13 protein-coding genes are annotated in these 15,671 nt (G+C 58.0%); 12 read left to right on the top strand and 1 reads right to left on the bottom strand.

Features of this window, described 5'->3' with window-relative positions; translation table 11 throughout:
- The first annotated feature begins 24 nt into the window (after positions 1–24).
- The 12 genes from AC3Y64_RS13310 (at position 25) to AC3Y64_RS13255 (ending at position 13,874) form a co-directional block, all read left to right on the top strand.
- Positions 25–1,317, top strand: a complete 1,293-nt coding sequence (locus AC3Y64_RS13310; RefSeq protein WP_489987817.1) for a glycosyltransferase — start codon at positions 25–27, stop codon at positions 1,315–1,317.
- A gap of 120 nt (positions 1,318–1,437) precedes the next feature.
- Positions 1,438–2,289, top strand: coding sequence for a phosphatidylinositol-specific phospholipase C domain-containing protein (locus tag AC3Y64_RS13305; RefSeq protein ID WP_489987816.1), 852 nt, complete (start codon positions 1,438–1,440; stop codon positions 2,287–2,289).
- Positions 2,290–2,452: 163 nt separating this feature from the next.
- Complete coding sequence (locus AC3Y64_RS13300) at positions 2,453–3,322, top strand: phosphatidylinositol-specific phospholipase C domain-containing protein (protein WP_489987815.1); 870 nt, start codon at positions 2,453–2,455, stop codon at positions 3,320–3,322.
- Between the two features lie 79 nt (positions 3,323–3,401).
- Entirely contained in the window at positions 3,402–4,307 is a 906-nt protein-coding gene (locus AC3Y64_RS13295; RefSeq protein ID WP_489987814.1) for a helix-turn-helix domain-containing protein, read from the top strand.
- Positions 4,308–4,651: 344 nt separating this feature from the next.
- A complete protein-coding gene (locus AC3Y64_RS13290) occupies positions 4,652–5,962 on the top strand; it encodes an ABC transporter substrate-binding protein (RefSeq protein ID WP_489987813.1) in 1,311 nt (436 codons plus the stop codon).
- Positions 5,963–6,136: 174 nt separating this feature from the next.
- On the top strand, positions 6,137–7,063 hold the full coding sequence (locus AC3Y64_RS13285) for a carbohydrate ABC transporter permease (protein WP_489987812.1): 927 nt from the start codon (positions 6,137–6,139) through the stop codon (positions 7,061–7,063).
- A gap of 8 nt (positions 7,064–7,071) precedes the next feature.
- Positions 7,072–7,902: a carbohydrate ABC transporter permease gene (locus AC3Y64_RS13280; RefSeq protein ID WP_489987811.1), complete on the top strand. Its 831-nt coding sequence runs from the start codon at positions 7,072–7,074 to the stop codon at positions 7,900–7,902.
- A 135-nt stretch (positions 7,903–8,037) separates the two neighbouring features.
- Positions 8,038–9,141, top strand: a complete 1,104-nt coding sequence (locus tag AC3Y64_RS13275) for an ABC transporter ATP-binding protein (RefSeq protein ID WP_489987810.1) — start codon at positions 8,038–8,040, stop codon at positions 9,139–9,141.
- An 18-nt stretch (positions 9,142–9,159) separates the two neighbouring features.
- Positions 9,160–10,635 (top strand): mannitol dehydrogenase family protein, encoded by a 1,476-nt coding sequence (locus AC3Y64_RS13270; RefSeq protein ID WP_489987809.1) that lies wholly within the window; start codon positions 9,160–9,162, stop codon positions 10,633–10,635.
- Between the two features lie 125 nt (positions 10,636–10,760).
- Positions 10,761–12,257 (top strand): xylulokinase, encoded by a 1,497-nt coding sequence (gene xylB / locus AC3Y64_RS13265; RefSeq protein WP_489987808.1) that lies wholly within the window; start codon positions 10,761–10,763, stop codon positions 12,255–12,257.
- A 13-nt stretch (positions 12,258–12,270) separates the two neighbouring features.
- Positions 12,271–13,209 (top strand): carbohydrate kinase family protein, encoded by a 939-nt coding sequence (locus AC3Y64_RS13260; RefSeq protein WP_489987807.1) that lies wholly within the window; start codon positions 12,271–12,273, stop codon positions 13,207–13,209.
- A 44-nt stretch (positions 13,210–13,253) separates the two neighbouring features.
- On the top strand, positions 13,254–13,874 hold the full coding sequence (locus AC3Y64_RS13255; protein WP_489987806.1) for a transglycosylase SLT domain-containing protein: 621 nt from the start codon (positions 13,254–13,256) through the stop codon (positions 13,872–13,874).
- Positions 13,875–14,001: 127 nt separating this feature from the next.
- Here AC3Y64_RS13255 and AC3Y64_RS13250 read toward each other — a convergent pair whose 3' ends face one another.
- Positions 14,002–15,303 (bottom strand): OprD family porin, encoded by a 1,302-nt coding sequence (locus AC3Y64_RS13250; RefSeq protein WP_489987805.1) that lies wholly within the window; start codon positions 15,301–15,303, stop codon positions 14,002–14,004.
- Positions 15,304–15,671: the final 368 nt, after the last annotated feature.

The following is a 15,671-nucleotide window of genomic DNA, read 5'->3' as shown; positions in this document are numbered from 1 at the left end:
CCCCGCGCATCAAGGATTTCCATCATGAGTCAGTCCCCCGCCACCAAAGTTCTGGTCATCGGCTACGTATGGCCGGAACCGCAGTCCTCGGCGGCCAGCGGGCATGTGATGCAGATCCTTGACGCGTTCCTGCAGCAGGGCTGGGACATTACTTTCAGCAGCCCGGCCGGTGACGGCGAACACAAGGCGGATCTGGTCAGCCTTGGCATTCGCGAAGTGCCGATCGAGCTGAACAGCAGCAGTTTCGATGCATTTATCAGCGAACTGGCCCCGGATATCGTGTTGTTCGATCAATTCATGATGGAAGAACAGTTCGGCTGGCGGGTTGAAAAGCATTGCCCGGATGCGTTGCGCGTTCTCGAAACCTCAGACTTGCAAAGTCTGCGTCATGCCCGCCATCAGCGCCTCAAGGAGCGACTCAAGCAGAGTGACGATCAGAATGACTTCAGCGAGTTGTTTTCCCCGGCATTGCCACAAGAGTTCGCCTTGATGGCCGAATCCGATCTGGCCAAACGTGAAATCGCTGCGTTGTATCGCTGCGACCTGAACCTGATGATTTCCGAAGTCGAGATCGAATTGCTGACCACGCAATTCGGTTTGCCGCGCCAGATCCTGCACTGGTGCCCGTTGATGATTACCCCGCCTGCCGAACCACCCCGCTCATTTGCCGAGCGTGCGCACTTTCTGAGCATCGGCAACTTCCGCCACGCGCCCAACTGGGATGCCGTGCTCTGGATGAAAAACAGCGTCTGGCCGCTTATTCGCGCGCAACTTCCGACTGCCCAATTGCATATTTACGGCGCCTACACACCGCCCAAAGCCGCCGCCTTGCATAACGTCGCGCAAGGCTTCCACATCATGAACTGGGCCGAGGACGCCTTGCAGGTGATGTCCGCCGCGCGGATCTGTCTGGCGCCGCTGCGTTTCGGTGCTGGCATCAAGGGCAAATTGATCGATGCCATGTTGTGCGGTACGCCCAGCATCACCACGCCGATCGGTGCCGAGGCCATGCACGGCGAACATCCATGGCCGGGCGCGGTGGCCAACAGTGCTCAGAAGCTCGCCGATGAAGCGGTACGGCTTTACCAGGACCCACACCGCTGGGCGCAGGCACAGGGCCATGGAACCGCGTTACTGCAAGATCGCTATGCCGTGTCGGAACATGCTCCGGCTCTGATTGAAAAGTTGAACCATTGCCGGTCCAACTTGCAAAGCTTAAGAAACAGCAATTTCACCGGAAGTATGTTGCGACATCATGCTCACAAGAGTACGCAATACATGTCCCAATGGATTGAAGCGAAAAACAAAAACATATAACTCACTATACATTCAGCATTAATCAGCTCATTGGAATAGCCTCTGATACGCGTTATAAAAACATCCCCCATGCGCCACTTCCGATGAAGAAATGGCGCACATCAAAACAAGGATGATTTTATGAGCAATAGTTTTCCAAACAGCAACTGGATGGCTGCCTCGCCGGCCATTGACCACTTATCGTTACTTCAACTAAGCCTGCCGGGAACGCACAACGCTGGCAGCGACTGGAAGGCCTCTTACGCCCTGATACCGGGCAAGAATCTTCTGGCCTGCCAACGTGACAGTTTTCTCGCCCAACTGAATCACGGCTCCCGCGCCCTGGACTTGCGTCTGGCCTGCAAGAGCAAAGAAAAAGACATCACCCGCTACCGCTTTCGACACAACAGTTTTCTTTCTTCACGGACCCTGCATGACCTCGTGCGCGACCTGGAAGCGTTTCTGCAAGCCAGTCCCGACGAGTTCGTCATTCTGGACTTCCATGAATTGGCGGACAGCGAAGGTCCGTTCGATTTCAGAGAATTCAATGCCCATATCATGGGGTATCTCGGCCCCAGGATTATCCCGGCCAAATACGCTCACTTGAGCCTTGGAGAACTCAAACGCATCAGCTCCAAGCAACGAATTCTGGTCGCCGCCACCTCTCATGAAGAGCTTGACGAACAGCTCTTTTGTTCCAAAATCCAGCACAAATGGGAGGAAGCTTCCTCGACCACTGCCGCCAAACTGAGAGGGTTTATTGAGCGCGTCGTTGCAAATCCGCCAAGTTCATGGGCGCCATGGTCGTTATCCGCCGCAACTTTCTTCGGCCCTTTTGGCCCGACTAACCTGCATGAAGAACTCGACGTCTGGTTCAACCCGGAAAAAAGCAACTGGGCCAGCCGTTGCAACATCATCAATGTTGATTTTATTGAAGAGTCGAAAATAGTCAGTTATTGCCGCATGGCCAATCTGGCAAAGGCTGCAAAGTAATAACCCGCCATTAAATAGCTATCTTTGTGCGAATGTTTCCAGGGCTTGGCAACTTCTCCCGTCACTTCTACGCTGATGCTTCACCCAGAGACGACAAATGTCGCCTTTTGACGATCATGAGTCGCCCTACGGACGGGGCGAGTGCAACGACAAGGAGTTTGTCATGCCGCAACCTGCATTCAACACGAAGACATGGATGAGTCACATCCTCGATGTCGGTCGCTTGAAACTGACCGACATCGTCTGGCCCGGTTCCCACAATTGCGGGATGGATAAAAAAGCCCCCGGCTACGACCCTGTGCTGGGCAACTGGACGGCGTGCCAGAACGACTCGTTCGCCGCCCAGTTGGCCAACGGCGCCAGGGCGCTGGACATTCGCCTCGGCTTCAATTCAGGTACTACGGCTTCAGCGTTTTACTTTCATCACAATGGATTCAAATTCAACCGGACCTTCGACGAACTGATCGATGCCGTGAATGCGTTCCTCGATCGGAACCCTGACGAGTTCATTCTGCTCGACTTCCATCACCTGGGTGACGGCGACAAGTCGTTCGATTACGCACGGTTCCATGACGTACTGATACAGGGCCTCGGGCAGCGTTTGATTGCCTCGACCCAGGCACCACTCACCGTCCAGCAACTGAAGCAGGCCAGCTCCAAACGCCGGGTGATCGCGGCAGTGCCTGCCAGACGCGAACTGGATGACGATATTTACTGGCCGCGTATTCCGCATAAATGGCAAGGCTCCTCCTTTCCCAATCCCGAAGACCTGAGCAGACACATCACCACCCAACTGGCGAAGGCTCCCCACAGCTTCCTCTGGTCACTGTCGGTCACGGGCTATACGCCACTGTTCGGCCCCTCACATCTTGAGGAACAGATCGATCAGTGGTTTCACGCCTCTCTTGGCCTGATCAATCGCTGCAGCATCATCAATATCGACTTTTTCGAGGAGTCACAGATCGTTCGCAACTGCTGGGTCGCGTGCAGTGAGAACGCCGTTCACGGGGCATCGTTGTTCGAACCTGCCTGAGGTTCGCCCATCACAGGCTGGTCGGATGCCTTCGGAAAGAGGCATGATCATCCTGCGATAACAAAAAAAGTGCGCCGTCATGACCCGAACTGCCCGCGTGACCGATCCTTCCTACGAGTTGATGGACGACCATAACGGTTTGTCCATCATTTACCGCCAGCACGGCTTTCCGTGCCCGCTGGTGCGTTGGCACTTTCACAAGGAGTACGAACTGCACCTGATCGTCGCCAGCTCGGGCAAGGTGTTCATCGGTGACTACATCGGCAACTTCTTCCCGGAAACCCTGTTCCTCACCGGCCCCAATCTGCCGCATAACTGGATAAGCCAGGTCGCCGAAGATGAAGTCGTGGAAAAACGCGACATGCTGGTCAACTTCACCGATGAGTTATTTGAAAGTGGCCATCAGGTCTTTGCCGAGCTGAAAACCCTCGCGCCGCTGCTGGAGCGTGCGCAATACGGCATCGAATTTCGCTGCAAGCGCACCATCCGCCAGGCCATGACGTTGATGCAACGGATCGCCGACTCCAAGGGCATCACCCGTCTCGGGCATTTTTTCATCCTGATGGAATTGCTCGCCGCCAGTGACGACTTCCAGTTGTTGTCAGGCGCGACTACACCGCAGCTGGCGGACGAACACAACATCGACCGCACCAACCGCGCGGTCGACTACATTTTCAGCCACTACGCCCGGGACATTTCCCTGGAGGAAGTTGCCGAGCATCTTGGGATGACGCCGACTTATTTCAGCCGCGTATTCAAGCAGGCGACGGGGCGTAATTTCATCGAGTTCGTCAATCGTCTGCGCATCAGCAAGTCCTGCGAACTGCTCGCTGACGGTGACAAACCGGTGACCGAGGTGTGTTTCGAATCGGGCTTCAACAATATCTCCAATTTCAATCGACGCTTTCAGCAGCTCAAAGGCATGACGCCTTCGCACTATCGCCGGCTCGCAGTACAGCGCCTTACCGAACAGAACCACGCCTGACAACCCGAATCAAATGTGGGAGCTGGCTTGCCAGCGATTAGGTCAGTGCCATCACCCTCTTCGTCGACGGGTCTAACGCTATCGCTGGCAAGCCAGCTCCCACAGGGTTCAACCGATTCGCGAGGAAACCTGTACACATCCGATTAGCCTTCCCCGCTGAAAACCCCTTCCCTGCGTTCCACCAACAAAAGCCAAGTGCAAAAAAGTATCGATAAAAGTGCTAGGGATGATTTGTCAGCCCTGCGATTGAAGGCTGTAATCAGTGCACATTCTTCCAGTCGTCGGAAGACACAAAAACAATAACTGTCCTTCTGCCTCCCCCCGGAGCAGAAAAGGAGTGCACGATGCAACCCACTGCAAAAGCTCTGCTTGCCCTCACCTGCATGACCCTCAGCAGCGTCAGCCTTGGCGCCCAGACCCTGACCATCGCCACCGTCAACAACAGCGACATGATCCGTATGCAAAAGCTCTCGAAGACTTTTGAGACCGAGCATCCGGACATCAAGCTCAACTGGGTTGTGCTGGAAGAAAACGTGCTGCGCCAACGCCTGACCACCGACATCGCCACCCAGGGCGGACAGTTCGACGTGTTGACCATTGGCATGTACGAAGCTGCACTGTGGGGCGCCAAAGGCTGGCTGGAACCGATGAAGGACTTGCCGGCCAGTTACGCCCTCGACGATGTGTTTCCGTCGGTGCGCGAAGGCCTGTCGGTGAAGGGCTCGCTGTACGCCCTGCCGTTCTACGCGGAAAGCTCGATCACTTATTACCGTACCGACCTGTTCAAGGACGCCGGCCTGAGCATGCCAGAGCGTCCGACCTGGGAGGAAATCGCCGGGTTCGCTGAAAAACTCACCAACAAGGACAAAGAGCAGTACGGCATCTGTCTGCGCGGCAAGGCCGGTTGGGGCGAGAACATGGCGCTGATCAGCACCGTCGCCAACGCCTATGGCGCGCGCTGGTTCGATGAGAAGTGGCAGCCGGAATTCAACGGCCCCGAGTGGAAAAACGCGCTGAACTTCTACGTCGACACCATGAAGAAGTCTGGCCCGCCGGGCGCTTCGAGCAACGGTTTCAACGAAAACCTGGCGCTGTTCAACAGCGGCAAGTGCGCAATCTGGGTCGACGCTAGCGTGGCCGGTTCGTTCGTGACGGACAAGACTCAAAGCAAAGTGGCTGATCACGTCGGCTTCACTTTCGCCCCGCATCAAGTCACCGATAAAGGCTCGGCCTGGCTGTATTCGTGGGCGCTGGCGATTCCGACCAGTTCCAAAGCCAAAGACGCCGCGAAAGAATTCAGCGCGTGGGCAACGTCCAAGGAATACGGCGAGTTGGTAGCCAAGACCGACGGCATCGCCAACGTGCCGCCCGGCACTCGCGCCTCGACCTACAGCGATGCCTACATGAAAGCCGCGCCGTTCGCCAAGGTCACCCTGGAATCGCTGAAGGCTGCCGATCCGAGCAAACCGACGCTGAAACCCGTGCCGTACGTTGGCATTCAGCTGGTGACCATTCCTGAATTCCAGGCCGTGGGCACCCAGGTCGGCAAGCTGTTCTCGGCCGCGCTGATCGGCCAGACCACGGTGGATCAAGCCCTCGCCGCCGCTCAGCAATCCACTGAACGCGAGATGAAGCGCGCCGGTTATCCCAAGTAACCGCCTCTAAACCTGTGGGAGCTGGCTTGCCAGCGATGAGGCCGACACATTCGACATGAATGTCGGCTGCACCATGGCCATCGCGGGCAAGCCCGCTCCCACAGCGGTCCGCGCCGATGTCAGGAATGTTGTCTCTCCTGAACATGTTTCTGCACCCAATTGGTTGTGATCACCATGAATACTTCAACTGCCAAAGCCCACCTCGACCTGTCGCCACCTGCGCGCAAGGTTCGCGTACGCAACCCCGGCTGGTTTCTGGTCAGCCCTTCCGTGGCCTTGTTGCTGCTGTGGATGATCGTGCCGCTGGGCATGACCATCTACTTTTCGCTGATCCGCTACAACCTGCTGTATCCCGGGGAAAACCAGTTCGTCGGGCTGGAAAACTTCAGCTACTTTCTGACCGACTCGGGTTTCCTGCCCGGCGCCACAAACACCTTGTTACTGGTCGGCAGCGTGTTGCTGATCAGCGTGGTGTTCGGCGTGCTAATCAGTGCCTTGCTTGAAGCCAGCGAATTCCTCGGGCGTGGCATCGTGCGGGTCATGCTGATCTCGCCGTTCTTCATCATGCCGACCGTCGGTGCGCTGATCTGGAAGAACCTGATTTTCCATCCCGTCTCGGGGATCCTCGCCTACATCTGGAAGTTGTTCGGCGCACAACCGGTGGACTGGCTGGCGCACTACCCGCTGCTGTCGATCATCATCATTGTTTCGTGGCAATGGCTGCCCTTCGCGATCCTGATCCTGATGACCGCCATGCAGTCCCTCGACCAGGAACAGAAAGAAGCCGCGCGCCTCGACGGTGCCGGGCCGATCGCGATTTTCTGGCACCTGACCTTGCCGCACCTGGCGCGGCCGATTGCCGTGGTGGTGATGATCGAAACGATCTTCCTGCTGTCGGTGTTCGCCGAGATTTTCACCACCACCAACGGTGGCCCCGGCTACGCCTCGACCAACCTCGCTTACCTCATCTACAACCAGGCGCTGGTGCAGTTCGACGTCGGCATGGCTTCGGCGGGCGGCTTGATTGCCGTGGTCATCGCCAACATCGCGGCGATCATTCTGGTGCGGATGATCGGCAAAAACCTGACTGACAAAGCCTGAGGCCTGCCATGACTCTCCAACAATCCCGCCGGCTGCAAAGTCTGCTGCTCGGCACCTTGGCCTGGGCCATCGCGATCGTGATTTTCTTTCCGATCTTCTGGATGGTGATGACCAGTTTCAAGACCGAAATTGACGCGTTCGCCACGCCGCCGCAGTTCATCTTCGCGCCGACGCTGGAGAACTACCTGCACATCAACGAGCGCAGCGATTACTTCAGTTTTGCCTGGAACTCGGTGGTGATTTCCTTCAGCGCCACAGCGTTGTGCCTGTTGATCGCAGTGCCCGCCGCTTACTCCATGGCGTTCTACGAAACCCAGCGCACCAAAGGCACGCTGCTGTGGATGCTCTCGACCAAAATGCTGCCACCGGTGGGCGTGCTGATGCCGATCTACCTGCTGGCGAAGAGCTTTGGTCTGCTCGATACGCGCATCGCGCTGATCGTGATCTACACGCTGATCAACCTGCCGATCGTGGTCTGGATGATTTACACCTACTTCAAAGACATCCCCAAAGACATCCTCGAAGCCGCCCGTCTCGACGGCGCGACGCTGTGGCAGGAAATGGTCCGGGTGCTGCTGCCGATCGCCAAGGGTGGCCTCGCCTCGACCGTGCTGCTGTCGCTGATCCTGTGCTGGAACGAGGCGTTCTGGTCGCTGAACCTGACCTCGTCGAAAGCCGCGCCACTGACCGCGTTGATCGCCTCCTACTCAAGTCCCGAGGGATTGTTCTGGGCCAAGTTGTCGGCGGTCTCGACCCTGGCGTGTGCGCCGATTCTGATTTTCGGCTGGATCAGCCAGAAACAACTGGTGCGCGGCCTCTCGTTTGGCGCCGTGAAATGAACATTGAAAAGCAAAAGATCGCAGCCTTCGGCAGCTCCTACACGGAATGTCGTATCGGCATATCTCTCCTGTAGGAGCTGCCGCAGGCTGCGATCTTTTGATCTTAAAAAAACAACAATGCGGAGGCCCATCATCATGGCCAACCTGAAAATCAAGAATCTGCAAAAAGGCTTCGAAGGTTTCTCCATCATCAAAGGCATCGACCTTGAGGTGAATGACAAGGAGTTCGTGGTCTTCGTCGGCCCGTCCGGTTGCGGCAAATCCACCCTGCTGCGATTGATCGCCGGCCTCGAAGAAGTCAGCGGCGGCACCATCGAACTCGATGGCCGCGACATCACAGAGGTCAGCCCGGCCAAACGCGATCTGGCGATGGTGTTCCAGACCTACGCGCTGTATCCGCACATGACGGTGAAGAAGAACATGTCGTTCGCCCTCGACCTGGCCGGTGTTCCGAAAGCCGAAGTCGAGAAAAAAGTCGGCGAGGCCGCGCGCATTCTAGAGCTCGGCCCGATGCTTGAGCGCAAGCCAAAACAGCTCTCCGGCGGCCAGCGTCAGCGCGTGGCGATTGGCCGCGCCATTGTGCGCAATCCGAAAATCTTCCTGTTCGACGAACCGCTGTCCAACCTCGACGCCGCGCTGCGCGTGCAGATGCGTCTGGAACTGCTGCGCCTGCACAAGGACCTGCAAGCGACGATGATCTACGTGACCCACGATCAAGTCGAAGCGATGACCATGGCCGACAAAGTCGTGGTGCTCAATGGCGGCAAGATCGAGCAAGTCGGCTCACCCCTGGACCTGTATCACAACCCCGCGAACCTGTTCGTCGCCGGATTCCTCGGCACACCGAAAATGGGCTTCCTCAAGGGCAAGATCGCCCGCGTCGATGGCCAGAGCTGCGAAGTCTCGCTGGACGCCGGCACGCGCATCACCCTGCCCTTCAATACCACCAACCTGAGTGTCGGCAGCGCCGTGACCCTGGGCATTCGCCCGGAACATCTGGAACTGGCGCAACCGGGCGATTGCTCGCTGCAAGTCACCGCTGACGTCAGCGAGCGCCTCGGCAGCGACACCTTCTGCCACGTCAAGACCAGTGCCGGCGAAGCCCTAACCATGCGCGTGCGTGGTGATCTGGCCAGCCGTTACGGCGAACAACTGAGCCTGCATCTGGATGCGGCTCACTGCCATTTATTCGATGCCGAAGGCGTGGCGTTGACCCGTCCGCTGCGTGCTGCGGCCTGATTTGAAGAGACTTGCCCAATGAAACTCAACCAACAGAATCTCCATGGCCTGGCGGCGGAAGTGAAACTGCCGGCCTACAGCCTCAGCGATACCCGCCAAGGCATTGCGCACATTGGCGTCGGCGGCTTCCACCGCGCGCATCAGGCGTATTACACCGACGCGCTGATGAACACCGGCGAAGCCCTCGACTGGGCGATCTGCGGGGTCGGTCTGCGTGCCGAAGACCGCCGCGCCCGCGACGATCTCAAGGAACAGGATTACCTGTTCACCCTGTTCGAACTCGGTGACAGCGACGACACCGAAGTGCGCGTGATCGGCGCGATTCGCGACATGCTGCTGGCCGAGGACGGCGCTCAGGCGTTGATCGACAAACTCGCCGATCCACAGATTCGCATCGTTTCGCTGACCATCACCGAGGGCGGTTACTGCATCGATGACAGCAACGGCGAATTCATGGCGCACTTGCCGCAGATTCAACATGATCTGGCGAATCCCGATGCGCCGAAAACCGTGTTCGGCTTTTTGTGTGCAGCCCTGGAAAAACGCCGGGCGGCGGGCATTCCGGCGTTTACCGTGATGTCTTGCGATAACCTGCCGCATAACGGCGCAGTGACCCGTAAGGCACTGCTGGCGTTTGCCTCTTTGCGCAATAGCAATCTGTGCAGCTGGATCGATGCCAACGTCAGTTTCCCCAACGCCATGGTCGACCGCATCACGCCGATGACCAGCACCGCGCATCGCCTGCAACTGGCCGACAAGCACGGCGTCGACGATGCCTGGCCGGTGGTGTGCGAACCGTTTGTGCAATGGGTGCTGGAAGACAAATTCGTCAACGGCCGCCCGGCCTGGGAAAAGGTCGGCGTGCAGTTCACCGACGACGTTTCACCGTATGAAGAGATGAAGATCAAACTGCTCAACGGCAGCCATCTGGCGCTGACGTATCTGGGCTTTTTGAAGGGCTATCGGTTTGTTCACGAGACCATGAATGACCCGCTGTTCGTGCGTTACATGCGCGCTTATATGGATCTGGACGTCACGCCGCAACTGGCGCCAGTTCCGGGTATCGATTTGACCGAGTACAAGAACACGCTGGTCGCAAGGTTCTCCAATCAGGCGATTGCCGATCAGCTTGAACGGGTGTGTTCGGACGGTTCGTCGAAGTTTCCCAAGTTCACCATTCCGACGATCAACCGGTTGATTGCCGATGGCCGCGAGACCAAGCGTGCCGCGCTGGTGGTGGCCGCTTGGGCGTTGTATTTGAAGGGTGTGGATGAGAACGGCGATACCTATTCGATCCCCGATCCTCGGGCGACATTTTGCCAGGCGCTGGTGGCGGATGATGCGCTGATCACTGAGCGGTTGCTGGCGGTTGAGGAGATTTTCGGCACGGCGATCCCGCGTTCGGCGGAGTTTGTGGCGGCGTTTGAATGGTGCTGCAACAGCTTGCGCGAAGAGGGTGTGACGCGCACTTTGGAAAAAATATTGGCAGCCTGATCGTTCCCACGCTCTGCGTGGGAATGCAGCCCGGGACGCTCCGCGTCCCATTCAACAGCGGACGCAGAGCGTCCATTGAGGCATTCCCACGCTAAGCGTGGGAACGATCAGCTTGTGGAGTCCTCATGACAACCCGACAACTCTTCCTCGGCATCGACTGCGGCACCCAAGGCACCAAAGCGATCATCCTCGACGCCGCCAACGGCGAAGTCCTCGGCCAGGGCGCCGCTGCGCACACGATGAACAGCGGCGCCAATGGCCGGCGCGAGCAAGACACCCAGCAATGGCTGGACGCCTTCGCGCTTGCCACCCGCGACGCGTTGCTGGCAGCCGATGTCGACGGCCAATCCATCCTCGGTATCGGCGTGTCCGGCCAGCAACACGGCTTGGTTTTGCTCGACGATCAAGGCGAGGTTCTCCGCCCTGCCAAACTCTGGTGCGACACCGAAACGTCACCTGAAAACGACCGACTGCTGGCTCATCTCGGCGGTGAAAAAGGTTCGCTTGATCGCTTGGGCGTGGTCATCGCACCCGGCTACACCGTGTCCAAACTGCTATGGACCAAAGAACAACACCCGGTCGTCTTCTCGCGCATCGCCCGGATCCTGCTGCCCCACGACTACCTCAACTTCTGGCTGACCGGCCGCGCCTGCAGCGAATATGGCGACGCCTCCGGCACCGGCTATTTCAACGTGCGCACCCGCCAGTGGGACTTGCAGTTGCTGCGCGATATCGATGCCAGCGGACGCCTGCAAGCAGCATTGCCGGAGCTGATTGATGCCCACGAAAGCGTCGGCACGATTCTGCCGGCGATTGCCGAACACCTCGGCATCAACCCCAACGCGCGGGTGTCGAGCGGTGGCGGTGACAACATGATGGGCGCGATCGGCACTGGCAATATTCAACCCGGCGCGATCACCATGAGCCTCGGCTCCTCCGGCACGGTGTACGCGTACAGCGAGGTGCCGAAAGTCAGTCCGGATGCCTCGGTGGCGACGTTCTGTTCGTCCAGCGGCGGCTGGTTGCCGCTGATCTGCACGATGAACCTGACCAACGCCACCGGCGCGATTCGCGAACTGTTCAACCTCGATCTGGATCAGTTCAACCACCTCGTCGCGCAATCCCCCATCGGCGCCCAAGGCGTGAGCCTGCTGCCGTTCTTCAACGGCGAACGGGTGCCTGCCCTGCCCCATGCCACCGGTAGCCTCCACGGTTTGACGCTGGACAATCTGACCCAGGCCAATCTGTGCCGCGCCGCCGTCGAAGGCACCACGTTCGGTTTGCGCTTTGGGCTGGATTTACTCCGGCAGAATGGTTTACAAAGCCGCAGCATTTGCTTGATTGGCGGCGGTTCGAAAAGTGCGGTATGGCGGCAGATCGTCGCCGACATCATGAACACCCCGGTCATCTGCACCGAGCAAAGCGAAGCCGCAGCCCTCGGCGCAGCGATTCAGGCAGCGTGGTGCAAATCCTGGTCGAACGGCCACGAAGACACACTTGCCGATCTGTGCCAGCGCTGCGTCAAGCTCGATTTGAGCAGTGAAACCCTGCCGATCGCCGCCAATGTCGCGGCGTTCCAGCAGGCTTATGAACGCTATCAACAGCATGTCGCAACCCTATAAAGAGCAAACAACTATGTACCTGGTGTGTGGCGAAGCCCTGTTTGATTTCTTCAGCGAAGACGATGCCAGCGGTCTGGCCTCGAAAGTGAATTTCAAGGCGATTGCCGGCGGTTCGCCGTTCAATGTCGCCGTGGGTTTGCGTCGTTTGGGCGTGGACTCGGCGCTGTTCGGCGGTCTGTCCAACGACTACCTCGGCCGCCGCTTGCAGCGAGTGCTACAGACTGAAGGTGTGCGCCCGGACTATCTGGTGGACTTCGCCGCACCGACCACGCTAGCGATGGTTGCAGTCGGCGCCAATGGTTCGCCGCACTACAGCTTTCGCGGTGAAGGTTGTGCGGATCGGCAACTGAGCCTCGCGCATCTGCCGCCGCTTGGCCCTGAGGTGCGTGGTTTGCACATTGGCTCGTTCTCGCTGGTGGTGCAGCCGATCGGTGACACCCTGCTGGCACTGGTCCAGCGCGAAAGCGGCAAACGCCTGATCAGCCTCGATCCGAACGTACGCCTCAATCCCGAACCGAACATCGACCTGTGGCGCGAGCGTATTGCCACGCTGGTGCAACTGGCGGATCTGATCAAGGTCAGCGACGAAGACTTGAGCCTGCTCTACCCCGAGCAGGATCCACGAAACGTGATCGAAGGCTGGCTCGAACATCGCTGCCAACTGGTTTTTCTCACCCGTGGTGGCGACGGCGCGACCGTGTTCAGCCGCAACCATGGCGCATGGTCTGTGCCGGCCGCTGCGGTGAAGATCGCTGACACCGTCGGCGCCGGCGATACCTTCCAGGCGGCGCTGATTACCTGGTTGACCGAACAAGGTCTGGATTCGATAGAAGGCGTGCAGCAACTCGCTCGCGAACAGATCGATAGCATGCTCAAGTTCGCGGTACAAGCCGCTGCGCTGACCTGCAGCAAAACCGGTCCGGATCTGCCCTATCGTCACCAATTGAGCTAAGCCGTAGACTGTCGGCCTTTTTGCGCACGACGGGATAACGGCTTTTGAAATACGGGCAGACGCTGGGACTACTGACACTGGCAACGCTACTGACCGGGTGCGGCACCTCGCCGCCCCGTTCGCCGGAAGACATCTGCGAGATTTTTCGCGAGAAAAGCGACTGGTACGACGCCGCACAGGTCACGCAAAAACGCTGGGGCGTGCCGATTCAGGTGCCGTTCGCGATCATGTATCAGGAATCCGGCTATCGCTACGACGCCAAGACCCCGCGCAAATATCTGCTTTGGGTGATCCCGTGGGGCCGTGTGTCCACCGCCTCGGGCTATGCGCAAGCCAAGGATGAAGTCTGGGCTGATTACCAGAAGAGCACCGGGCGTAACTGGGCCGATCGCGAAGACTTCGATGACGCTATCGATTTCGTTGGCTGGTACATGGACAAGACCTATTCGATCAACGGCGTCTACAAGTACGACGCCTTTAACCAATACCTGAACTACCACGAAGGCTGGGGCGGGTTCCGCAACAAGACCTACGCCAGCAAGGCGTGGCTGATGCCAACGGCGCGCAAAGTGCAGAATCGTTCGGACATGTATGCGCAGCAGTATGCCGGGTGCAAAGAGGATTTGAATCGCGGGTTCTGGAGCCGGTTCTGGCATTGGTTGTAAGGGCGAACATAAGACCGCTATCGCTGGCAGGGCTAGCTCCCGCAGGAGATCTTCGGCGTTCCAAGATCTCCTGTGGGAGCCAGCCCTGCTGGCGATAGCAATGGATCAGGCGCTAAAACTGCATGCCTTACAACACCGAAAAGTTGTAACTCACAATCAGCCGAGTCTCATCCACATCCCGCGCAAACTTCTCGTAGTTGGTGCGATACGTCGCATTGCGCAAGCGCACGCTCACATCCTTGAAGGTCCCCGTCTGAATCACATACTTCAGTTCGCTGTCGCGTTCCCACTCTTTCCCTTCCTGATCACTGCCCAGTACCTTGATGTGGTCACCGTTCACATAGCGCGTGAGGAAGCTCAAACCATTGATGCCGATGGCTTTGAAGTCGTAGTCATAACGTAGTTGCCACGAACGTTCCTGCGCGGCGGCAAAGTCGTTGACCTGCACATAGTTGACCAGATACGGATTGCTGCCATCGAGGTACGGCATCGAGTTGTCGCCGTTCATGCGCTGCCAACCGGCGCTGAAGGTGTGCCCGCTATGCGCATAGGACAGCATGCCGCTCAAGGCACGGTTATCGATGGAGCCAGCTTTCGCGTCGCCACTGTCGGCGCTTTTCAGCACGCGCAGATCGGCTTTCAATACGCCGCCGCCCATTGGCTGATTGGCCAACAGACCTACGAAATGCTGGCGATAAATGTCTTCCAGCTCGGCGTAGTGATATTGCCCGGTCAGGCGGTCATTGATCTTGTAGTCGAAGCCGTACATGTCGAAATGATCGGCGGTGGTGTTGCAGGCGTAGCGCTTGTTCTTGCAGTGCACGCGGATGTCTTGCGAATCGGTGGAGTCGCGTGCGGTGTACTTGTCGAGGCGCGCGGCCATGAAGGTCAGGTCTTTTACCTCTTTAGAGGTCAACATGGCACCGTTGAACATGGTCGGCAGCAGACGGCCGTCGTTGTATTTCAACAGCGGCAGATCAGGCAACAGCGCGCCGTACCTCAGTACCGTGTCCGAGACTTTCACTTTCGCCGTGACGCCCATTTTCGCGTACTGACCTTTCGAGCCGCGCGGGTTTTCACCACTCGATGGCAGCAAGCCGCTGTTGCTGCGATCCGGGCTGGAATCGAGCTGGAAGCCGAGCATGCCCAGTGCATCAATGCCAAAGCCGACCGTGCCTTCGGTGTAGCCCGATTGCAGGTTGAGAATAAAGCCCTGTGCCGACTCTTCCCGCTTGGAAGCGCCCTGATCGCTTGAGGTGTGCCCATCACGGAAATCGCGGTTGAAATACACCGTGCGCGATTCGATTTTCGCCGTGGTGTCTTCAAGAAATCCGCTGGCCTGAACCTGTGCGGTAAAACCTGCGCACAGCACAAAGGCTCCGAAGCCAAACGACTGGCGCGGGGTGATGAGGGGAAATGGGGGACGCATGAAAAACTCCAACATTGCAGCGTTTGCGCAAGCGCGCAACAAACGAAAAATAGCTCCCGTCCCAGCTCATTGATAAGCCGGGAGGAAGAGAACCACGCGGGGGTGAATGACAATGATGGCAGATGGCTTTGACGTGCTACAGGCGACTTTAGTCTGAATCTGACTGGCGATTCCTCAATCCACGCTTGTAGGAATGATCGTCACAGGCAGCCTTCAGACTTTATCAAATGCCCGATTTCATTGGGCGAAACGCGCCATCTAGGGGTTTTCCCTATACCACCTGTTGCCCATGCATACGGCTTTTGCGCCTTGAACGAGGCGGCTTAATCCTGCAACATCCGCCCCCTGCTTATTCAACGGACGGAATT

Source organism: Pseudomonas sp. 4CAES_32.4 (assembly GCF_058136335.1).
This window is presented reverse-complemented; position numbering and strand designations above follow the sequence as displayed.